The organism is Photorhabdus sp. CRCIA-P01 (assembly GCF_003545805.1).
Taxonomy (GTDB): domain Bacteria; phylum Pseudomonadota; class Gammaproteobacteria; order Enterobacterales; family Enterobacteriaceae; genus Photorhabdus; species Photorhabdus antumapuensis.
This window is the reverse complement of the sequence record NZ_NMQR01000002.1, coordinates 189,386-211,218: the sequence shown is the minus strand read 5'-3', so window position 1 is coordinate 211,218 and position 21,833 is coordinate 189,386. Positions and strand designations below refer to the sequence as shown.

Sequence of the window (21,833 nt, the reverse complement as noted above, 5' to 3'; positions counted from 1 at the left end):
TTTTGAGCTACGGAGCATCGGAGATGGAGAAAAAAGAAGAGCAGTTAAACATCAATGGCATACTTGATGATCAGACTGTTGTGGATTATTTATTGGAAAACCCCAATTTCTTTATCCGTAATGCATGTGTCGTTGAACAGATGCGGGTTCCTCACCCGGTGAGAGAAACGATTTCTTTGGTTGAATGGTATATGAGCCGCCAGAGAACGCGTATTGCTTATCTGGAAGAAGATATCACTCTGCTCATGGAGCAAGCTAGAGTGAATGAACAACTGTTTGAACAGTTGCTTAAATTACTTGTTAATTTGGTTGCGGCAGAGAGTTTGCAAGATATGCTTAGTCGGTTAAGTTCATGGGCTAAGAATATGGGACTAAATAGTGCCAGTATCCGTCTTTTCAATGATAAATGGCATATTGGTGCACCACTTGATGCGCCTGATCTAGCGCTTTCTCGCAATGCTTTTGAACCAATCCGCATTCAGCGTTTTGGTAATAAAAACCACTATCTCGGTATGCTAAATGGGCCGGAAATTCTATTGTTGTTGCCGCAAGTTCGGCATGTCGGTTCGGTTGCCATCTCTCTACTGGGAACGAGGGGCGAGCTGGGTATGGTGATATTTAACAGTCGGAATCATCAACATTATCAAGAAGGCATGGGAACTGACATGCTTGAGCATCTGGCTAAGTTATTGCCGGATATATTGTCTCGTTGGATTAAACGAATATGATGCAGGAAATTGACCGGTTACTGGAGCCGATTGAGGCATTTTTGCGGTATCTCAGGGTAGAGCGTCGGTTAAGTCCAGTGACTATCACCAATTATCGTCGTCAGCTTGCCACATTGGCTGAGATGGTTTTAGAAATGGGTGTCAGCCAATGGAAAGATCTTGATCCAGCGAAAGTAAGAGTGTTGGTAACACGGAGTCGTCGGGCTGGCTTACAGTCAGCTAGCTTGGCGTTGCGTTTATCTGCCTTGCGCGGTTTCCTTGATTGGCAGGTGACTCAAGGGAAAATTTCCGTTAACCCGAGTAAAACCGTCAGCACGCCGGGAACCAAACGTCATTTGCCGAAAAATATAGATGTGGATGAAGTGAACCAACTGCTGAATATCAATTTTAATGATCCATTATCAGTACGTGATCGGACGATGTTGGAAGTGATGTATGGTGCTGGGTTACGTTTGTCAGAATTGGTAGGTCTTGATTGTCGGCATCTGGATCTTGAAAGTGGAGAAGTATGGGTTTCAGGTAAAGGCAGTAAAGAGCGGAAGGTACCTTTGGGGCATACTGCGGTTGAATGGCTTAATCGTTGGTTGGAGATGCGGGAATTATTTGAGCCAGAGGATAATGCTGTTTTTGTCTCAAAGGGTGGGCGGCGGATATCGACCCGCAATGTACAAAAACGATTTGCGCAGTGGGGCATACGCCAGGGAATGAGCAGTCATATTCATCCTCATAAATTGCGCCACTCTTTTGCCACTCATATTCTGGAATCCAGTGGTGATTTGCGTGCAGTTCAGGAATTACTTGGTCATGCCAGCCTATCCTCTACACAAATCTATACTCATTTGGACTTCCAGCATTTGACAAAAGTGTATGATGTAGCCCATCCCAGAGCTAAACGGGGGAAATCGTAATGCGTTTTTACCGGCCTCTTGCGCCAGTGTTAGCGATGACATTTGATCTGGATGATACGCTGTATGATAATCATCCAGTCATGGATAAGACAGAAGAGGAAGTACTGAATTTTGTACGGCGATATGATCCTAGGTTCAGTCATCTTAATCATCAGGATCTATATGTTTTCCGTGAATTGACACTTGAGCAGTATCCTGAAATTTATCACGACATGACTTTATGGCGTTGGCACTCCTCAAGGTTGATGTTTCGCCATTACGGTTTTAGCCGTGAAGACGCTGATCGAGGGGCAGATGATGTCATGGCGCATTTCGCACTCTGGCGTAATCGGATTGATATTCCTGAATCAACACATAAAACCCTGTCGGCACTTGCTGAGCAGATGCCACTGGTAGCCATTACAAATGGTAATGCAGAACCTGCCGCCTGTGGTCTTGCCCCTTATTTTGAATTTGTGCTGAAAGCTGGCCCTGATGGGCGCTCAAAACCTTGCAGCGATATGTACTGTTTGGCTGCGGATCGCCTGGGTTTAGCGCTTGGGCAAATCTTACATGTCGGTGATGACTTGAATACTGATGTGGCAGGGGCACTGCGTAGTGGTATGCAAGCTTGCTGGATGAATACTAAGAATAAAAAACTATTGCAGACGATGGAAAGCCGCTTACTGCCTCACATAGAGATTTACGATTTGGCTTCTTTGACAGCATTGATATAATCAAGAAATTATTCTGTATAAAAACACAGCAACCTCTGGGCGCTGTCTAATCAATTGATGGTAACTATGGACGTCTCCTATCTGCTAGAAAGTCTGAATGACAAACAACGGGAAGCTGTAGCTGCTCCGCGGACTAATATGTTGGTATTAGCTGGCGCGGGGAGTGGTAAAACCCGGGTTCTGGTACACCGAATTGCTTGGTTGTTGTCGGTGGAGAAGGCTTCGCCATTTTCCATTATGGCCGTGACCTTCACCAATAAAGCGGCGGCGGAGATGCGCCATCGGATTGAAAACTTGATCGGTACCAGTCAAGGTGGAATGTGGATTGGTACGTTTCACGGTTTGGCTCACCGTTTGTTACGAGCCCATCATCTGGATGCTAATTTGCCACAGGATTTTCAGATTCTTGACAGCGAAGATCAACATCGCCTGCTTAAACGCATTATCAAAGCGATGAATCTGGATGATAAGCAATGGCCAGCTCGTCAAGGCATGTGGTACATCAATGGTAAAAAAGATGAAGGATTGCGGCCACAGCATATTGAAAGTTATGGCAATCCTGTTGAAGCGACATGGCAGAAAATTTATCAGGCTTACCAAGAGGCTTGTGATCGGGCCGGGCTAGTGGATTTTGCCGAGCTTTTACTGCGAGCGCATGAATTGTGGCTGAATAAACCTCAGATTCTGCAACATTACCGTGGCCGCTTTACTAATATTCTAGTGGATGAGTTTCAGGACACTAACAGTATTCAATATGCTTGGATCCACCTGTTGGCGGGGGAAACAGGCAAAGTGATGATTGTTGGGGATGATGATCAATCTATTTATGGTTGGCGTGGGGCGCAAGTTGAGAATATTCAGCGTTTCCTGAAAGATTTTTCCGGTGCTGAAACTATCCGTTTGGAGCAGAATTACCGTTCCACCAGTAATATTCTGAAAGTTGCCAATACATTGATTGCTAATAACAGTGATCGTCTGGGTAAAAATCTGTGGACTGATGGTGTAGAGGGTGAACCCATCTCCCTTTATTGTGCATTTAATGAACTGGATGAAGCCCGCTATGTAGTTAGCCGGATAAAAAACTGGCTTGAAAATGGTGGCGCCCTGAAAAACTGTGCCATACTTTACCGCAGCAACGCTCAGTCCCGTGTACTGGAAGAGGCGCTGTTACAGGCATCAATGCCATACCGTATTTATGGTGGTCAACGATTCTTTGAACGTCAGGAAATTAAAGATGCACTGGCTTACTTACGTTTGATCACCAATCGTTATGATGACGCGGCATTTGAACGTGTGGTGAATACGCCTACCCGTGGTATTGGTGACAGAACTTTAGATATTGTGCGCCAAGCGGCTCGTGAACGGCAGCAAACGTTGTGGGACTGTTGTCAGATATTGCTTCAAGAGAAAGTGCTGGCTGGGCGTGCCGCTGCTTCCTTACAACGTTTTATTGAACTGATTGACGCATTATCGACAGAAACTGAAGATATGCCATTGCATGTGCAGACTGACAGGGTTATCCGTGATTCTGGCCTGCGAGCAATGTATCAACAGGAAAAAGGTGAAAAAGCGCAGGCGCGTATTGAAAACCTTGAAGAACTTGTCACGGCGACTCGCCAGTTTAGCTATCAGGAAGAGGATGAAGATTTGACGCCATTGCAGGCGTTTCTTTCCCATGCTGCGCTGGAATCGGGAGAAGGGCAGGCTGATGCCTATCAGGATTCGGTGCAACTAATGACATTACATTCGGCTAAGGGACTGGAATTCCCACAGGTATTTATTGTTGGCATGGAAGAAGGCATGTTCCCAAGCCAGATGTCGATTGAAGAAGGTGGACGTTTGGAAGAGGAACGTCGCTTGGCTTATGTGGGTCTGACACGTGCAATGGAAAAGCTGACAATCACTTATGCCGAAAGTCGTCGTTTATATGGCAAAGTGGTTTATCATCGGCCATCTCGTTTTATTGGGGAACTGCCGTCAGAATGTATTGAAGAAGTTCGGTTACGTGCGACAATATCTCGTCCAGTTAGCCATGGTCGGTTGGGTACACCCATTAGTGCCAATGATGGCGGTTATGCTCTAGGACAACGTGTTCGTCATCCTAAATTTGGTGAAGGAACCATTGTCAATATGGAGGGGAGTGGTGAACATAGCCGATTGCAAATTGCGTTTCAAGGGGAAGGGATTAAGTGGCTGGTTGCTGCTTATGCCAGACTTGAAATGGTCTGAAAATAATATCCAGGTTGAATGTTGACAGGCTTTTTCTTCTAAGCGTAACATTCGCGCCTTACGATCACGTAGGGAGTAAAGGAGACTTATGATACATGCTGAGCGCATTTAAGTTAGAGAATAATCGCCTGCTCCGTCTTGAGTTTGAAGAGGGAGAAAAGTTATCTGATTCCTTATGGGTAGATTTGGTTGAACCAGGAGAGCAAGATAGGCTGCAAGTTCAAAATGAATTAGGCCAAATTCTGGCAACCCGACCGGAACTGGATGACATTGAGGCGTCGGCGCGTTTTTTTGAAGATGAAGACGGGATACATGTCCACTCATTTTTTTACTTTGAAGACGCGGAAGACCATGCTGGCAACGCAACAGTTGCATTTACTATTCGTGATGGTCGTCTCTATACGTTGCGAGAGCGGGAGCTCCCTGCGTTCCGATTGTATCGTATGCGTGCTCGTAATCAGACATTAGTTGATGGTAATGCTTATGAAGTGCTGATGGATCTGTTTGAAACCAAGATCGAGCAGTTGGCTGATGTTATCGAAAATATTTATAGCGTGCTGGAATCCCTGAGTCGAGTCATTATGGAAGGGAAACAGGGTGATGAGTTTGATATTGCCTTGTCTAGTCTTGCTGAGCAGGAGGATATTAGCTGGAAGGTTCGCTTATGTCTTATGGATACTCAGCGTGCGCTTAACTTCTTGGTGCGACGGGCCCGTTTGCCGGGGGATCAACTGGAGCAGGCTCGTGAAATCTTGCGCGATATTGAATCGCTGTTGCCACATAATGAATCTTTGTTTCAGAAAGTTAATTTCTTGATGCAGGCAGCAATGGGTTTTATCAATATTGAACAGAGCAGAATTATCAAAATCTTCTCGGTTGTCTCTGTGGTATTCCTGCCGCCAACGCTGGTGGCTTCCAGTTATGGCATGAACTTTGAATTTATGCCGGAGTTGCACTGGACATTTGGTTATCCGGGCGCAATTGGTTTAATGATTGCTGCTGGCCTTGCACCATATCTCTATTTTAAGCGGAAGAATTGGCTTTAGTAAAAACTGCTGTAAACCCTTGCCCAATGTAGCATAGGTATTTACACATCGCTGAACTGATCCAAAACCTTTGCGGCTAGCTGGGTCGAAAACGCCAGACAGCTTGAGTGGCAACAGTTGTTTTTTGGGCGCTGGCGATATCTTTAATTATGGGAGCATTAAGGAAGCGACAGGCGCCAAAATCAGTGATGTTTGTTATCTCTTTATCTTGGTGTAATTGCATAAAGATTTCGGCATATAGTCTAGGTGACTCCCTGATTATTTGGTTCAAGTTGATGGTAGGTGTGAGCAAACTCTTGGTGTGCTTGTTGGTTGATAGCTCTCGCATTGTTTTTCTTGATTCTGCCAGTCAAGCACTTGCATTAGGCTGCCAGTTTTTAGGTAGAACCCGACAGCTACTATGATCAGAACTAATACACCAGGCACTAACGCCCAGCGATTAATGGGCTTTTTTTGCACTATTGGTTGTATAGGTATGTCACTCAGAAGGTTTCGTTGTAACTCTTGTACCAGCGCCAAACGATCATTTACCACACCCTGTGCTTCATTCTGCTCTAACTCTCTCAGATGCTCCTGATAAAGTATCTTGTTAAGCGTATCGCGGTTGGTATTGGTGTTTGCTTTGCCTTGGAGAATTGCAGGTACTACCAGTAGCGCTGAGGCACTAGCTAGTAGCATAATAATCATTAACCAAAAAATCATTAGGGTTTGTTCCTGTCAGTCTCTTTTAGTAACATCACTAAATGTTGTTGCTCCTGTTTGGTAAATCCATCGTCTGTTTCTTGATGACGGCGGAAGTGTACAATTACTATAGCACCACCAATCAGTGCAAACAGTAGTGGGCTGACCCAAAGGATCAGTGTTATAGGCGTTATAGGTGGTTTATAGGTTACGAAATTACCGTAACGTTCCACCATATAGTCGATGATATGTTGTTTGTTTTTCCCTTGTATTATTAACTCATACACTTTGGTGCGCATGTCTGCTGCAATAATTGAATTGGAGTCTGCGATGTTGTTGTTCTGACATTTTGGACAACGCAGTTGTTTTGTCAGTTCGTGGAATTGTTGTTCTTGTTCTGCTGACTTAAATTGATATGTGTCAATTGTTGCCCAAGTGCTGTAGCTCAGTAGCCCTGCCAACAATAGTGTTACTAGCTTCATGAGTCACCCCCATATTTCTTGTATAGCGGTAGTACTTTCTGCTCCCAAACTCGTTTATTCATGGCTCCGGCGTGGCGATAGAGGATAACGCCTTGTCCGTCAATTAGAAACGTTTCCGGTGCACCATATACACCAAGATCGAGGCCAAACATGCCGTCGCCATCGTATAGACTCAAGATGTATGGGGTTCCTAAATTATTGAGCCAAGCCACAGCTTTAGTACGATCGTCTTTATAGTTTAGGCCAATTATACGTATTCCTTTCGCAGCTAGGGTATTCAGATATTCGTGTTCAGCCCAGCAGGTTGGGCACCATGTCGCCCAAACATTGAGTAGTATTGGTTTGCCGTTGTGCAATATTGTTTGATTGTAGGTTTTTTCTGGTTGATTAAGCAATTCTAGCTTAAATATAGGTATTGATTTGCCGATCAAAGCTGACTCTAGCATGGTAGGCTCTTCACCGTTGTAGATGTTACGTGTCAGCTGCACTATGAACGCCACCACTAGGAGAAGAAAAAGGATTAGCGGGATAAATAATAGCCTATGTCTCATGTTGGCTCCTTCATTTTACCTTTGCCCGTTAGCTTTCTGCCCATATGATAGCGAGGATCGAAGATGCACAGTATCCCGCCTATTGCCATGAATATGCCACCGAACCAGATCCAGCGTACAAACGGTTTGTAATGCAGACGTATTGTCCAGGAGCCATCTTCTAATTCTTCACCTAGCACAGCATACAGATCGCGGGTAAAGCCACCATCTATAGCCGCTTCAGTCATTATGCTACGGGCTATGTTGTAATAGCGTTTCTCGGCATGTAGCGTCGCTTCTGGTTTTCCGTTGCGTGTAACGTCGATAATACCCACACCACTAATGTAGTTAGGTCCGTAGATGCCGTGTATGTCACGGAAGATGAAGTGGTAATCATGGATATTTACTATATCGCCTATCTTCATGCGTACGTTGCGTTCGATACTGTAATTTTGGCTGAAGGTGATTCCGATAACCATTACCGCTAAGCCGAGATGGCCGAATATCATTCCCCAATGGCTACGAGAGAATTGTGTCAAACCACGCCAAAAGCTGTGTCGATGGGTGGCGCGTTCGTGAAGTTCTACCAGCGTCAGTACAATTACCCATAGTGCCATGATTAGTCCGACCACAGTCATCCCAACTATTCGATCCTGCAATAGCCAGGGTAGCAAGATAGAGAGTAGTAGTGTTAATACTATTGCCACGCATAAGCGCTTCCATAGATTGGATGGTTTATCGCGTCGCCAGCGTACCAGAGGTCCAACGCCTAATAGTAATGCAAACGGTGCCATCAGCCAGGTGAACATAATATTGAAGAATGGTTCTCCGATAGAAATACTGCCAAAGCCGAATTGTTTGTGGATCAACGGTAGTAGTGTACCTAATAGTACTACCATCATTGCGGTGATCAGCAGCACATTGTTACCCAACAAGAATGTCTCGCGTGAGAATACTTTGTGCTGTATGCGGCTACGCATTTGGTCACCCTTCACTGCATATAGCAACAAAGAACCACCAATGATGATCACCAGATAGGCCAAGATAAATATGCCGCGTTCTGGGTTGGAAGCGAATGAATGGACTGATACTAACATACCAGAACGTACCAGAAACGTACCAAGTAGGCATAGTGAGAAGGTAGTAATTGCTAACAATATTGTCCAAGCTTTGAAGGTACCACGTTTTTCTGTCACTGCCAGAGAGTGTATCAGTGCTGTACCGGCCAGCCATGGCATGAAAGAGGCATTTTCTACCGGATCCCAGAACCACCAGCCACCCCAGCCTAATTCGTAGTAGGCCCAAGCAGAGCCGAGTACTATCCCTAAGGTCAAAAATACCCAAGCGGCTATAGTCCAGGGGCGTGACCAGCGTGCCCAGATAGTATCCAGCCGTCCAGATATTAATGAGGCGATGGAGAAGGCAAAGGCCACGGAGAAACCGACATAGCCCATATATAGCAGCGGAGGATGGAAAATTAGTCCAATGTCCTGTAATAAAGGATTGAGATCTCGCCCATCGGTAGGAAAATTTGGCAGTGTACGAGTGAATGGATTGGAAGTCATAATGATGAACAGCAGGAAGCCTGCTGTGATTATTCCCATTACTGATAACACGTATGCCACGGCGTCCAGTGGCATTTGGCGGTTACATAGTGCTACCGCCAGAGTCCAGCTGCTTAGTAGTAGTACCCACAGTAACAGAGAACCTTCATGTGCCCCCCAAGTAGCAGCAATACGGTAATATACTGGTAGTTGGCTGTTGGAGTTGTTGACCACATAGGTTACAGTGAAGTCGTTGACCACAAATGCATGCACCAAGCAGAAAAATGCTAATACAATGGTGATGAATAGGCCGTAGGTAAGCGGGCGAGCAACGGCCATCATGCGTTCGTCTTGGCGCACTGCACCCCATTGGGGATAAACGCTCAGCAGCACGGAAATTGCTAATGCTAGGCACAGCAGAAAATTTCCTAACTCTGGCATCATGACTTTCTGTTCCTTTCCTGTGGGGTGATGTAGGCTGAAGTTGCCTCTTTATCGTTTTCCGTCATTGCCTCGGTTATTTCAGGCGGCATATATTTTTCGTCATGCTTCGCCAGTATTTCGTGCGCATTTACGACATTACGTTTTTCCAGTACGCCTTGTGCTATCACACTCTGCTCTTCTCTAAACAGATCGGGCAAGATTCCATCATAAATGACATTGATAGTGCCTTGCGCATCATAGATCTTGAAATTCACTTTCAAGGTTTGTGGATCGCGTTTTACTGAGCCGGGCATTACTGTGCCTCCGATACGTAATCTCTGGCCGATTTCCGGTTTCTTATGATTTTTTCCTTTGCCTAGTAGGACTTCGCTTGGGGTATAGAATAGGTCGATATTTGAACGTAGCGCATACAGAACCAGTGAAACGGTCAGTGCAATGCTGATCAACGCTATTATTACTAGGTAAAGACGGTTTCTACGACGAGGATTCACAATAGTTTCTCTCCCGTTGCTGGATGGTATGTCGTTTCATTGGTAGAGAGGTCCGTTTTGACTGGTGGATGCGTAGTTCGCGTGTTTGTCGGCGAATGATTTCATCAAATAGTTGTTTACGTCGCCACAGTGTATGTACTACCAGAGCGAGCATTGAGATCAACGTAGCTGCTACCGCTAGCCATACATAGAAAGCGTAGCTACCCATGGCAAAGAATGACTGCCAAGAACTGAATGCTGTATTCATGGTTAATTTTCCTTATTGACCAGTGCAACTACCCATGGGTGTTGGCGTTCTTGGAATAGGATCAGGTTACGCAAGCGCATTAGGGTTAAGGTGATGAAGAACAGTAGATAGCCGAGAATTGTCCAACGCAGTGGTAGGCGCATATTTGGAGCAACGGTTTGTTGCAGATTGGTTGAACCTTGATGGAGGGTATTCCACCATTCAACGGAAAAATGGATAATTGGTAAATTTACTACTCCAATTAACACTAGAATGCTAATTGAGCGTCCTGCTAGGCGATGATCTTCAAATGTGTTGTACAGCGCGATGGTACCAATATAGAGGAATAATAGTATTAGTTCTGAGGTCAGGCGTGCATCCCATACCCACCAGGTACCCCACATTGGTTTACCCCAAGCAGATCCGGTCATCAGAGCGATAAAAGTGAACACAGCTCCCACTGGTGCCATTGCCGCGACTATGGTATTAGACATTTTCATTTGCCATACTAGACCTATTAATGCTGCTATCGCCATCAAGGCATAAATTCCTATTGACCACATTGCGGCTGGCACGTGGATATACATAATGCGGTAGCTTTCACCTTGTTGGTAGTCTGATGGCGCAAAGCCAAAACCCCATATCCATCCCAGTCCTAGGCACAGTATACTGGCTAGCCCTAGCCAAGGAATAAAGTAGCCACACATTTGGTATAGCTTCTCTGGCTTGGCAAATTGATGTAACCATTTCCACATAGTTGTCATTGCTCACTGCAAAATTGAAACTCTGATCGTTCTTCAGATCAATGAAATTATTTGTTGTTTTCAGGATTAGCTCTCATCTGTATAGTCTGGTTCGATAGATTAGTAATCCCCTAGTGTATGTTTACACGCAGAGCGGCAGCGGTAGCGAAAGGTGCCAGAGTTACGCTGCTTATCAGCATAGCGCCCAAAATCGCCAAGTATCCATCGATAGCTATGGTGGAAAATATCAGTACTGGAATATACAACGGTAGAGCCAACAGGCTAAGCAATATGCCACCTTTGCGTGTCTTAACGGTCAGAGCCACACAGATCGCCCCTATCAGGCTTAATATCGGTGTACCTAGTAGTAGGGTTAATGCTATGGCGGTCCAGGTGCTAAAGCTTAATGACAGTAGTAGGGCTACTATTGGTGATAGGATCAACAATGGTAAACCCGTCACCATCCAATGAGCGCATACTTTACCCAACACTATGAGCGGTAGTGGTGCGGATAGTAGGAATAATTGTTCCAAAGAGCCGTCGAGAAAGTCGTCTCGAAACAGTCGCTCTAGCGAAAGTAGCGATGCTAGTAGTGCGGCGACCCAGATATTTCCTGGTGCAATGCGTGTTAGTAACTGTGGTTCCGGTCCAATACCTAATGGGAACAATGCGATAACGATTAAGAAGAACCATAGAGGATTGGCGATCTCTGATCTTTTGCGAAAAACAATTTTCAATTCGTGGCGTAGTATAGTGATAAACATTAGATCACCTCTTGACCTACTAGGTGGATTTTCTTCACAGATGGTGTTATTTCTGCCATATACTGATGGGTAGTCAGTAATATCATTCCCCCCTGTTGTGTATGTTGTTTGAAAAGCGTTATCAATTTTGTCGCACCTTTTTTGTCAATGGCGGTTAAAGGTTCATCAAGAATCCACAACGGGCAGTGGCTTAGCCACAGACGTGCTAAAGCAACACGGCGTTGTTGACCGGTAGAAAGCTGGGCTACTGGCAAATTTTCATAACCGATTAAACTGACTTGTTCCAGCGCTTGCCAAATTGCTTGATTGTCTTTCTGCTGCTTAAGCGATTGATAAAACTTCAGGTTTTCATACGGTGTCAGTACGATTTTTATCCCTGGTTGATAACCGATAAAAAGCAAATTATGGTAATAATGCTTATAATGACTCAGAATGTTTTTGTCCTGCCAGCGCACTTCACCAGTGTCTGGACGTATCAATCCGGCCAAAATACGTAGTAGGCTGGTTTTGCCTGCACCGTTTGGCCCTTCAACTTGAATTATGTCACCTGGGGTTACTGTAAAGTTCAACCCAACGAACAGAGAGCGTTCATCACAGATATAACTCAAATTTTTCGCTTCCAGCATTAAGGAACTCATATTTTCTTTTTGGGGTGTTGAACCATAGTATAAATGTTATATTGTATATAGTTTGTACTTTATTCAGATCAACTATTTAGAAAAGTGATTTTCTATAGACATAATCATGATTAATATGCATGACTGTTTTTTTCATTAGTATTAATGCTCGTCCTAATTGATTATCCTGGAGCCAATATCGTTCAAATTGAGATCGAGTATAATTAATATTTCCCCAAGCCGGATCAATAATTTGGATGAGAGAAGAGTCTATTCCATTAAATATAACGAAATGATTGGTTCCATTTCTTTTCAGATAAAGGATTGTTGGTGAATTTACCTTTTCAAGTTGTTTTAATGATATCTTTACTCCCATAGATAAAATGTCAAATTTCTTGAGTGTATTCTGTAGATCTATAAATGAATATTCTGGTTTTATTCCTATTATTTTAATGAGATCCTCTTCCTCTATATTGATTTGATAATTTGTTGCAAGTATATTTATTAATGAGGCGAGCCCACAGGTAAAGTCATACTCTTGTCTTACTATATTTTTGAACTTCAAGTCCATATAGTTACTTACTTTTAACTCCCTCCCAGAAGATTGGCCTGCAAAAAGAACCAAAATTACGAAAATCAGTGTGGTTCTTAGGTGAATTTTAAGTGTTATCATATTATTCAGCCCATCTTATGATAAAAATCATTAAGTAAATAGCAGGTCCCAATAAATAGAGAACATCCAGATTCCTAGTGGTATTTAATATGCCAAGATTTTTTAGGAAAAAAATCATTATGGCATAACCTAATAATATGACTAGAAAAATAAGTGTTACTGTATTGTATTCATTAACATATCCAGAAAATAACATGATAAATGTTGATAAGAGGCGTACACTCCATTTGGGGCCGGGAAAAGCTCTCGTACCCAAATATAGATAACCAGAAATCAGTAACAAAAATACAATGAAATTAATGTTCATTATATGTTCGAATGACAAGAGACACATCCTGAGCTTGCCGACCCTTTACTTATACCTTTGAGTAGAGCATTGGTTGCTCCACCAGCACTGACTCCTAGTGTAGTGCTAGTCGCTACTCCAAGTGTGCTTGGGCCCATAATACCACTGCTAAATCCGGTAACAAACCCGGCTGATGCTGCGGTAGCTGCATTTCTCCAATTAACAGGATCTCCGTTAGATTTATCAAGTCCTACGGATAAGCTCGCTCCACCAATAGCGCCGATAGCGCCAACCACTACTGGTCCAACTTTGCCTTTTGTTTCGTACATTTCTTCTGAGTTGAGCTGATTGAATGAGCTATATCCAAGTTCTTTCATTAGATCATCATTTATAGATATAGATTTATCATTATTTTCAGGAATTACAGCATAGGATGTAGTTATTAATGTTGACAAAATGAGTAATGAAGTACAAAAAATTCTTAACATTGTCAGAGTCCTCAGATTTTGTAAGATAAAGAAACAGAAACGGTAGATATTTTATTATTACCGACACCACCTTTGATATTAATATCAGTAGAAACTCTATCAGTCAGATTTACTATTGTTCCAATTAATAGAGATGTATTACTGCTCCAGGATTTTTGAGATAAAAGGTTATTTTGTGTATAGATAAAGTCTTTTGAAAAACCCCAACGAATATTTACTTCAGGATTAACAGCGAAGATGACGGAACCACCTGTAGTATAAGCTGTATAATTGTTTGAAAACCGTTCTCTAGATATGCCATCTAAATATCCTAAAGACAGGGTAAGGACTAAAGGATCATAAATCCAGTTTAGTGATGTTCCTAATGTATAGCTTTTTATTTTGCTTTCTTTTATATTTATTCCACCAAAGAAAACAGTATAATCGGAGAATAAGTAGGTTTGATAGCTTCCTCCTAGTCCAACACCATTAAATTGATATTTGTCATTAACGGCTTTCTTGCCATCATCAAAAGTATATTGATTATTCTGCCATTGGCCATTGGCCATTGACAGTAGCTCCTACTGCAAGTTCATCAGTAATACCATATATTAGTGATGAATGAGCAGAGACACCGTTAGTTTCTTTCTGGTATGTTTGTGTTCCTTTGTTCAAAATATAGTGGCCGGGGGATATCTCGTTTAAATAAAATAAAGGTGAACTTCCATCACCTGATTTATTTAAAATGGAGATTCCAGTCGAGAGAGTCCATTTTTTCTTTTCAGGTAGAAAATCGTCAATTTTTAAAATATTCTTTGGTTTTTCTTTATCCAGTATATCCCTTTCTTGTGGAAGAGAAGATGCAAATGCAGTGTGAGAAAGAGAAAGTACTGTGATCGCCGCAAGTCCTGTTGCTATTTTGATCATTTGTTTTTGTCATGTTAAAAAAAATTAACATTATTATTGCTAATGTTAGGTGTTGTGTCAATTTATTATTTTAATGTAATTCTTGTTGTTATGGTAAGTTGTTCGTTTATTGAATACACGTTTGTGAAGTCAATAGTCAGTCTTTGTTGGCTGTATTGGCTAATCTAGAGGCTGTCTTCAAAAACTTTTTCGCCAAATGGGTTAGTTTCCTAAAAGCGGTTTTGCATTGTGTCATTGACGGGAAGATAAAGATGGTCACTATAAAAAGCTCTATCGGGAAAATATTACGCTTGTGTGCCTGTTTGATGATTTGAAGGCAAATTAACCCCAGACACAATCAGTGCAGACAGAAGCGTAGGTATTGATTTATATCTGTCACCTGTATGCATCTTATCTAATGGACATAAAGAAAATAATTCCCGGTTTCTCAGTTCAGGCATACACTGCTTGCAAGTTGCCCAGTGAATACTGTCCCGTAAAAGACCGCCATTTTCAGCACGTAAAAAGTAGAAACAAAAAGCGGTTCTCATCCACGAAAAGGTGTCACAGATTTTAAAGCCTCGTGGCTGCCGGAAAGCCCAAAAAGTGGTTGTGCGTAAGCTTCTTACGTTTCTGAACGCATGGTCAGAAAGAGCGAGGGATGGGATGCATTTTACCATCGGATGACCTAATGTGAAATTATGGTTCAAGGCAGTTGCTGTCAGAGCAGGGGCTGCAACGAAAGTTGTTATCCTTTGCTAATAGGGATCATGGGAAGCCCCCGCCTGAGTCACTTGTGACTTAGTGGCGGAAGCAGGTCACTATATGACCGCCGTAATAGTTGTATTGCGGTGGTCATAATAGAGACATAAAAATAATACGTTAAGAGTTTAATCATCTGTTTGTGCAGTATTGGGTTTTATTATTATTTTAAAAAGTTGATTATTGAGTGGAAACGATATTAACATTATTATAAAATGCTTAAGTAAATATTCCATAGGGTTTATATAATCTCTGATTGGATATATAACTTGGGGTGTTTTTTATTTTAAAATAAGCTTTTGCTATTATTTTATATCTTTAATGTAGTTGGGATTTTTATTAAAAAACAGTATTTAATTATTAAAGATAAAGTAGATGTGACGATAAAAGGCATTAATTTACAAAATAGAATTAGCTTATTTTATCGTATGTACTTAATCATACGAATCGCTGTCCCTAATTGAGTGTATTCTTTTCCCAAACGTTCAAAGCCAAGGGCAATATAAAACCCTATGGATTTCAAGTTGCATCGCGATGGCAAGGGAGAGAATCCCCTGGAGCATAGCTAACTATGTGACCGGGGTGAGCGAGTGCAGCCAACAAAGAGGCAACGTGAAAGATAACGGGTATAAAACCTTTCTGATTGCGGATTAGCTAGCACCTGTAATGATGCTTTGCCTTTTATATGAAGATCATCCAATGCGATTTGCACCAACTGCTTGCCAATACCTTGATGCCAAAAGGTCGGTTCAACAAATAATCCATCAAGTTCTGCATCTCCATCAGATAGTGGCAATACAACACAAAATTCCATCAGTTTGCTTCGCAATATGAACATATCCTGCTTCAATATGTTTCATAGGCAGTTCTATCATGTGGAGATTTGCTCGGTTGTATTGGCTAATCTGATGGTTATTTTCATTATTTTACTATCTCTGCAATCTGCGCTGTGTGTACACGGCATCTAGTGTAAACAGCACTAATGCAGCCCAGATAAAGCCGAAAGTAATCAGACGGTCAGTGCCTATTTGTTCACCATAAACCAAGGTTGCTAGCAGGAACATCAGCGTTGGGCCGACATACTGAAAGAATCCCAGTGTGGATAGACGCAGGTGGGCAGCGGCTTCGGTGAATAACAGTAGTGGCACAGTAGTGATAATGCCCGCCGCAATCAGCAATAAATTGAGAGTCGTTGGGTTATGACTTAAATCACTGGTTGGGGTGTTGGCAAAACCAAATAGGTAAATGGCGGCAACCGGCAGTAACCACAGCGTTTCAATCGTCATGCCCGTTTGAGCGTCAACATTCATCTTCTTACGAAGTAGGGCATACAGGGCAAAAGTGACCGCCAAACTTAATCCAATGACCGGTATAGAACCAAATTGCCATAATTGGATTAACACACCGGTGAAGGCCAGAATAACAGCTGCCCATTGCGTACGGCGGAAACGTTCACTCAAAAACAACATACCAAACAAAACGTTAACCAGTGGGCTAATGAAATAACCCAGGCTGGCTTCCAGCATATGGCCGTGATTTACCGCCCAGATGTAAATCAGCCAATTACTGGCAACGATAGTAGCCGTCACTGCCAGTAATAGCACTTTCTTAGGTTGATGGAAAACTTTGACTACCTGTGACCAGTGACGGTTCAATGTTAGCAGTAGCAACATAAAGAAAAATGACCAAATAATCCGATGGGTCAGGATTTCGTCAGCAGGTACTTGCTGGATATGTTTAAAATAAACTGGCGCGATTCCCCAGATAAAACAGGCACCGAAGGCGTACAAAACTCCTTTAGTCGTTTGTGGCTTGTTCATATTGTCCTGATGTTAAATAGAAGGTGGAAAAAGTGTTACGGGTTTTTAGCCCGTTAACATGAAAATAATATGTCACCGGGCTGAATATTACGCAAGCGATTAAAATTATATTGTCATCCTACCAGATAGGTCGCTGTTACACTGGCGATATGGGCTCTCTGCTCATTATGAAGTTCAGCTCTAGCGACAGAAACTTTATTGCCATTGCGGATAATACTACTGGTGGCAGTGAATAATTCACCCCGGCCGGGGCGTAGATAATCCACTCGCAAATCAATCGTCCCCATTGTTGATAATCGCTTTGCTAATTCTTCTCGTGATGCGGGTACCAGACGGGGCAAGGCGTTACCGATACAGACTAATCCACCACATACATCCAGCACTGATGCAACTACGCCGCCATGTAGAATCTCCTGTGCAATATTACCTACTAATTTACTTTGGTTACGAAATTGTATTTCTACGTAATCCGGTTCAAATCGGATTAGTTCAAGTCCTAATAATTGGTTAAAGGGCATATCGTGAACAAAAGCATTACCGATCACTTGTCGGGCTTCTTCCAAGGTTAATAGCGTTGTGGACATTTAATTTTATTCCCAAATAAAGGTATGTGTTATCAATGTGACTTTATATAGTTAATAGATTGTTAATGTTGTGCTTTTGTTGCTAATCTTGCCAGCTTGTAAGGAATTTCTGGCAATAATCTGAATGGATAATTGAATACAACTATAGGTAAGTTGAAACGGGAAATAATATTTGTGCTGGAATTTTACGTACTGAAAGTAGGTTATTTCATCCTCAAGGGATTGAAATCGCGTATATATGTAAAAAAGAAGGTAGTACTGTAGTCAGTGCTGCCTTATAGAATGGTGAGTATGTTACTCACTATTCTCCATTCATATCTATACCCTTCATCTTTCAAGCTGCTGCTTTGTTGGCTGCTTTCACTCACCCCAGTCACATAGTTTATCTATGCTCCTGGGGATTCGTTCACTTGCCGCCGCGCTGCAACTCGAAATCTATTAGGTATAGCTCTATTTTACAAATGACTAAATTTGGCAATTGGGTTAGTCAGATTATCAGCAAACTGTAAACTTTGAGCCGGATCAGCTAAATCAAGCATCTGGCGGTTATTCGCTATTTGCAGACGATTTAGACAGCAGCGTTTAATCTCCGGTGTAAACAGATCGTAACGCACAAATTGCTCACTCAATTCGGGATGGTTGTGCTGATAGTTTAAAATACAATCTGCTACGGCTTGCCAGAAAAGATCCTGTGAGTAGTTATCCTGTTCATCCAGTATTGCAGCCAGATAGCGGAATATACCGTCAAACACATCAGATAAGATGGTTAGTGTTTTCATATCTTCTGGCATGTCTACTTTGACTCGACTGGCTTTTTCTGGTAAATCGGCATCGGGGTTCATGACCAAAATTTCTTCTGCTAAATCTTTCATAAAGATGTGCTGTGGAACATGGTTTTCCAATACCAGGATGATATTTTCGCCGTGTGGCATAAACATCAGATCATAAGCGTACAGACAGTGTAACAGCGGAGCAAGATAACGCTCTAAATAGCGATGTAACCATTCTTGAGTAGACAGGCCGGATGCTGAAATTAACGCGGGCAACAGGGCATTCCCTTGCTGATCACTGTGTAATAACGCAGCCATTGTCATCACTTGTTGCCCAGGCTCAATTAATTGCAATGGGTTTTCTCGCCATAGTGCCGCCATCATTTTTTTATAAGGCGTATCGCTACTGATTGCTTGTTCGTAATAGCTGTTTTTGAAGCCAACGCTGGCGACTTCTCGTAAAATTTTAAAACGATAATGTTGCAAGATGGGATCTTGTGTTACCAAATCGAATAGCCAATCGTTAATGCCTGGCGTCGTTGCCATGTAGTAAGGTGATAAACCGCGCATGAATCCCATGTTCAGAATGGATAGCGCCATTTTTACATAATATCGCTGAGGATGACTGCGATTGAATAGGGTGCGGATTGACTGTTGTGCCTGATAGGTATCAGCACCAATACCAAGGTAGACCAATTTCTGATTAGCGATATCAGGCGCAAACACTGATGCTAACTTGTTCTGCCATTGCCAAGGGTGAACAGGCATCAGTAAGTAATCCTCTGGATTAAGGTTAAGCGCGATCAACCGTTGGTCAAATTCAGCCATTGTGGTTGTGCCTAGCTCCTGTTCCAGCAACTGTTGATAATTGAGTTGCTCTATACAAGCAAAATGTGCCTTGCTCTTATGTGCGGCCAGCCATACTAAATGCATGGCAGAGGCGGCTTCGGGGCTAAAGTTCTGAAAATCACCAATATCAAAACCAATCCGGCCATTGTTGGCGACGAAAGAAGGGTGTCCTTCCATCATCTCCCCTTCCAGCGCTTGAAAATCAGTGTTCACCAGATCCATTGCACTGATACCGACTCTGTTATGCTTAAAAGCGCTGCTATAGAGAGTGCTAGTAATTTCTTCCAGATAGGTAGGCATCACGACGTCGCTAATGCCAAGTTGTTGTTTAAACTCAATAATGAATAGCAAGGAATCGAGAGCTGCTTCTCCTCCGCTGGCATTTTTCTGTAACGAATTGGCATCAATCAGCCAGTGATCCAGTGCCATACGCCGTGCCCGGAAAGTATAGCTGACCAGGTGGTCAGCACTATCCAAACGGTAATGGTGATATCCGTCACTATCTGCTTTTTCAGTTAACTGCTGAGGCGCGAGTAAACATTCATGTGAAAATTCAGAAATAGCTTTACACAAGTGCAGACGATTAACTTTCTGCCAGACCGCCGGTTGTAAGTGTGTAGAGTTTGTCATCAATGAGCCTGAGGGGGTGGATGTTGTCGCTTGGTGTTCCCGCTGTAACGCGATCTGATGTTGCTCTCTGGTGCAAAAAGCTAATTTGGCGGTTTTATTAGGTAATACCAATGCCTTCTGATAAACAAAACCTGCCTGCAAATTAAGCTTGTGAATTTTCTCATTACGTATATCGGGTTCAACCACAATGCGAGCCACAGTAGGATCGCTAAAAATAAAGGCCATGATGGTTTGGAAAATTCCCCAGGTGAAATGCCTTATTTTTTCTTGCGGTGGTGCAACCAGAATATGCATTCCCATATCATCTGGGTGTGCCGGATAATATTTTCCAATCAGATCATCTTGTGCACGATAACACTCTAATAGAAAAGCAGGTTGCCCCAGATATATTCCAATAAATACACTTCCCGGATGGCGGGATGCTAAATCATGATAAAATTTCCATACTTGTTGCTCAGTATTGTTTTGCATTCCCCAATAATGGGCGTAATCCCGATTAACCCAGTCAGTTAATACGGGAATGTCCCGTTCCAGATCCAATGGACGTAATGCAAAGGTACCTATTTCAGGTAAGGATTTTTCAAACAGCGTAGGATTAAAGACGGACATTAGTATGCTCCTTCGGTGTCAACGCTGAACTGCTGGAAAGCGATACTTTTCTCAATCGGATAATGTTCAATACCGGTAATTTCATAAATCAGACAGGAATTGCGATAACAGGCCATCCCCAGATCCGGTGTAACAAAACCGTGGGTATGTAATTCCACATTCTGTATGAAAATGGTATTGTTGCGATCAATGCTGTAATTACGCTGTACACCATAACGTCCTTTTTCATCCCAACGGATAAGGTGACGTACACCTTCAATAAAAGTTGGAGCCTGATACTGATAGCCAGTTGCCAGAACGACCCCTTCGGTATCCAGAGAAAATGGTTGCTCCTGCTCATGTTGGAATAACATTAATGTCAGGTCGCGCTCATTTTTAGCATGGCTAATTTGTCGTAATTCACTATTGGTATATAAGTTAACGTTTAATTTGCCGTTTAACCTTTTGGTGTACATTAAATCGAAAATATCGTTGATTAATGAACTATTAATGCCTTTATAAAGCTGTTTGTGGGACAGATTTAATGCATCCCGTTTTTCTTCCGGGAGGTTATAGAAATAATCTACATATTCTGGTGAGGTCATTTCTAATGTCAGCTTGGTATATTCCAGCGGGAAAAAACGTGGTGAACGAGTAAGCCAATTAAGTTGATAATCGAATCTGTCAATATCACTGAGCAAATCGTAGAAAATCTCTGCGGCACTTTGTCCACTACCCAGAACAGTAATGGATTGCTTTTGTTGTAAGGCTGCTTTGTTCTTCAAGTAATTACCAGATGTCACCATCTGATCAGAGAAGGGTTGGCAGCACTTTGGAATATAAGGTGCAGGTCCGGTACCCAATACCAATTTTTTACAAACAAATTGGTGTTGCTGCCCAGTTAACGTATCTGAACAATGTAATGTATATAGCGAGGCATGTTCATCATAGCTAATGCTGTCAACGCGTGTGTTAAAGCGTAAATTGGATAACTGTTCTACCGCCCACTGACAATATTGGTTGTATTCCTTACGCATCAGGAAAAAACTTTCCCGGATATAAAAGGAATATATTCTTCCTTTTTGCTTAATGTAATTAAGGAAGCTGAGTGGATGAGTGGGTGATGCCAAGGTCACCAGATCTGACATAAAAGGGGTCTGCATGGTGGAATTTTCCAACATCATTCCCGGATGCCAATCAAAGCCCGGTTTTTGATCAATGAACAGGCTATGAACATCTTTTAGTGGTTGAGTTAAACAAGCCAGTCCGAGATTAAAAGGACCTATTCCAATGGCGATAAAATCATAAGGGCGAGTTGTCATAAAAGTTTCTCCTGGTAGACAGTATTA

At 42.6% G+C, this 21,833-nt stretch carries 23 protein-coding genes; 5 read left to right on the top strand and 18 right to left on the bottom strand.

Annotated elements, in window-relative coordinates; all coding sequences use genetic code 11:
• Nucleotides 1-23: 23 nt before the first annotated feature.
• The 5 genes from D3222_RS02405 to corA all read left to right on the top strand — a co-directional run bounded on the left by D3222_RS02405 (nt 24) and on the right by corA (nt 5,627).
• A complete protein-coding gene (locus D3222_RS02405; RefSeq protein WP_118984683.1) occupies nt 24-728 on the top strand; it encodes a DUF484 domain-containing protein in 705 nt (234 codons plus the stop codon).
• On the top strand, nt 725-1,636 hold the full coding sequence (gene xerC, locus D3222_RS02400; protein ID WP_118984682.1) for a tyrosine recombinase XerC: 912 nt from the start codon (nt 725-727) through the stop codon (nt 1,634-1,636). Before D3222_RS02405 ends, xerC begins: the two co-directional genes overlap by 4 nt.
• Nucleotides 1,636-2,352 (top strand): 5-amino-6-(5-phospho-D-ribitylamino)uracil phosphatase YigB, encoded by a 717-nt coding sequence (gene yigB, locus D3222_RS02395; protein WP_118984681.1) that lies wholly within the window; start codon nt 1,636-1,638, stop codon nt 2,350-2,352. The genes xerC and yigB overlap by 1 nt, the downstream gene beginning before the upstream one ends.
• 57 nt (nt 2,353-2,409) lie before the next feature.
• Nucleotides 2,410-4,581 (top strand): DNA helicase II, encoded by a 2,172-nt coding sequence (uvrD, locus tag D3222_RS02390; RefSeq protein ID WP_118984680.1) that lies wholly within the window; start codon nt 2,410-2,412, stop codon nt 4,579-4,581.
• A gap of 95 nt (nt 4,582-4,676) precedes the next feature.
• A complete protein-coding gene (corA, locus tag D3222_RS02385) occupies nt 4,677-5,627 on the top strand; it encodes a magnesium/cobalt transporter CorA (protein ID WP_118984679.1) in 951 nt (316 codons plus the stop codon).
• 267 nt (nt 5,628-5,894) lie between these two features.
• Here corA and ccmI read toward each other — a convergent pair whose 3' ends face one another.
• The 18 genes from ccmI to D3222_RS02285 all read right to left on the bottom strand — a co-directional run bounded on the left by ccmI (nt 5,895) and on the right by D3222_RS02285 (nt 21,806).
• Nucleotides 5,895-6,314: a c-type cytochrome biogenesis protein CcmI gene (gene ccmI / locus D3222_RS02380; protein WP_255417003.1), complete on the bottom strand. Its 420-nt coding sequence runs from the start codon at nt 6,312-6,314 to the stop codon at nt 5,895-5,897.
• Nucleotides 6,315-6,328: 14 nt separating this feature from the next.
• Entirely contained in the window at nt 6,329-6,790 is a 462-nt protein-coding gene (locus tag D3222_RS02375; RefSeq protein WP_118984677.1) for a cytochrome c-type biogenesis protein, read from the bottom strand.
• Nucleotides 6,787-7,341, bottom strand: coding sequence for a DsbE family thiol:disulfide interchange protein (locus tag D3222_RS02370; RefSeq protein WP_118984676.1), 555 nt, complete (start codon nt 7,339-7,341; stop codon nt 6,787-6,789). Before D3222_RS02370 ends, D3222_RS02375 begins: the two co-directional genes overlap by 4 nt.
• Nucleotides 7,338-9,308: a heme lyase CcmF/NrfE family subunit gene (locus tag D3222_RS02365; protein ID WP_118984675.1), complete on the bottom strand. Its 1,971-nt coding sequence runs from the start codon at nt 9,306-9,308 to the stop codon at nt 7,338-7,340. The genes D3222_RS02370 and D3222_RS02365 overlap by 4 nt, the downstream gene beginning before the upstream one ends.
• Nucleotides 9,305-9,799, bottom strand: a complete 495-nt coding sequence (gene ccmE, locus D3222_RS02360) for a cytochrome c maturation protein CcmE (protein WP_112877279.1) — start codon at nt 9,797-9,799, stop codon at nt 9,305-9,307. Before ccmE ends, D3222_RS02365 begins: the two co-directional genes overlap by 4 nt.
• Entirely contained in the window at nt 9,783-10,046 is a 264-nt protein-coding gene (ccmD, locus tag D3222_RS02355; protein ID WP_112877278.1) for a heme exporter protein CcmD, read from the bottom strand. Before ccmD ends, ccmE begins: the two co-directional genes overlap by 17 nt.
• Before the next feature lie 2 nt (nt 10,047-10,048).
• Nucleotides 10,049-10,780 (bottom strand): heme ABC transporter permease, encoded by a 732-nt coding sequence (locus tag D3222_RS02350; RefSeq protein WP_118984674.1) that lies wholly within the window; start codon nt 10,778-10,780, stop codon nt 10,049-10,051.
• 119 nt (nt 10,781-10,899) lie between these two features.
• Nucleotides 10,900-11,532, bottom strand: a complete 633-nt coding sequence (gene ccmB / locus D3222_RS02345) for a heme exporter protein CcmB (RefSeq protein ID WP_118984673.1) — start codon at nt 11,530-11,532, stop codon at nt 10,900-10,902.
• Nucleotides 11,532-12,158: a cytochrome c biogenesis heme-transporting ATPase CcmA gene (ccmA, locus tag D3222_RS02340; protein ID WP_118984672.1), complete on the bottom strand. Its 627-nt coding sequence runs from the start codon at nt 12,156-12,158 to the stop codon at nt 11,532-11,534. The genes ccmB and ccmA overlap by 1 nt, the downstream gene beginning before the upstream one ends.
• An 88-nt stretch (nt 12,159-12,246) precedes the next feature.
• On the bottom strand, nt 12,247-12,822 hold the full coding sequence (locus D3222_RS02335) for a C39 family peptidase (RefSeq protein WP_118984671.1): 576 nt from the start codon (nt 12,820-12,822) through the stop codon (nt 12,247-12,249).
• 306 nt (nt 12,823-13,128) lie between these two features.
• Complete coding sequence (locus D3222_RS02325) at nt 13,129-13,596, bottom strand: hypothetical protein (protein WP_118984669.1); 468 nt, start codon at nt 13,594-13,596, stop codon at nt 13,129-13,131.
• 11 nt (nt 13,597-13,607) lie between these two features.
• The gene (locus D3222_RS02320; RefSeq protein WP_118984668.1) at nt 13,608-14,144 is read right to left on the bottom strand and encodes a hypothetical protein; all 537 of its coding nucleotides are present in this window, start codon (nt 14,142-14,144) and stop codon (nt 13,608-13,610) included.
• Nucleotides 14,119-14,502 carry a hypothetical protein gene (locus D3222_RS02315; protein WP_118984667.1) on the bottom strand — a complete coding sequence of 128 codons (384 nt, stop codon included), beginning with the start codon at nt 14,500-14,502 and terminating at the stop codon, nt 14,119-14,121. The genes D3222_RS02320 and D3222_RS02315 overlap by 26 nt, the downstream gene beginning before the upstream one ends.
• Before the next feature lie 1,306 nt (nt 14,503-15,808).
• On the bottom strand, nt 15,809-16,072 hold the full coding sequence (locus D3222_RS02310; RefSeq protein WP_157975274.1) for a GNAT family N-acetyltransferase: 264 nt from the start codon (nt 16,070-16,072) through the stop codon (nt 15,809-15,811).
• A gap of 100 nt (nt 16,073-16,172) precedes the next feature.
• Entirely contained in the window at nt 16,173-17,063 is an 891-nt protein-coding gene (gene rarD, locus D3222_RS02305) for an EamA family transporter RarD (RefSeq protein WP_118984665.1), read from the bottom strand.
• A gap of 113 nt (nt 17,064-17,176) precedes the next feature.
• Complete coding sequence (locus D3222_RS02300; protein ID WP_118984664.1) at nt 17,177-17,647, bottom strand: thioesterase family protein; 471 nt, start codon at nt 17,645-17,647, stop codon at nt 17,177-17,179.
• A 455-nt stretch (nt 17,648-18,102) separates the two neighbouring features.
• Nucleotides 18,103-20,505 carry a GNAT family N-acetyltransferase gene (locus D3222_RS02290; RefSeq protein ID WP_118984662.1) on the bottom strand — a complete coding sequence of 801 codons (2,403 nt, stop codon included), beginning with the start codon at nt 20,503-20,505 and terminating at the stop codon, nt 18,103-18,105.
• Complete coding sequence (locus D3222_RS02285; RefSeq protein WP_118984661.1) at nt 20,505-21,806, bottom strand: lysine N(6)-hydroxylase/L-ornithine N(5)-oxygenase family protein; 1,302 nt, start codon at nt 21,804-21,806, stop codon at nt 20,505-20,507. Before D3222_RS02285 ends, D3222_RS02290 begins: the two co-directional genes overlap by 1 nt.
• Between the last annotated feature and the right edge of the window lie 27 nt (nt 21,807-21,833).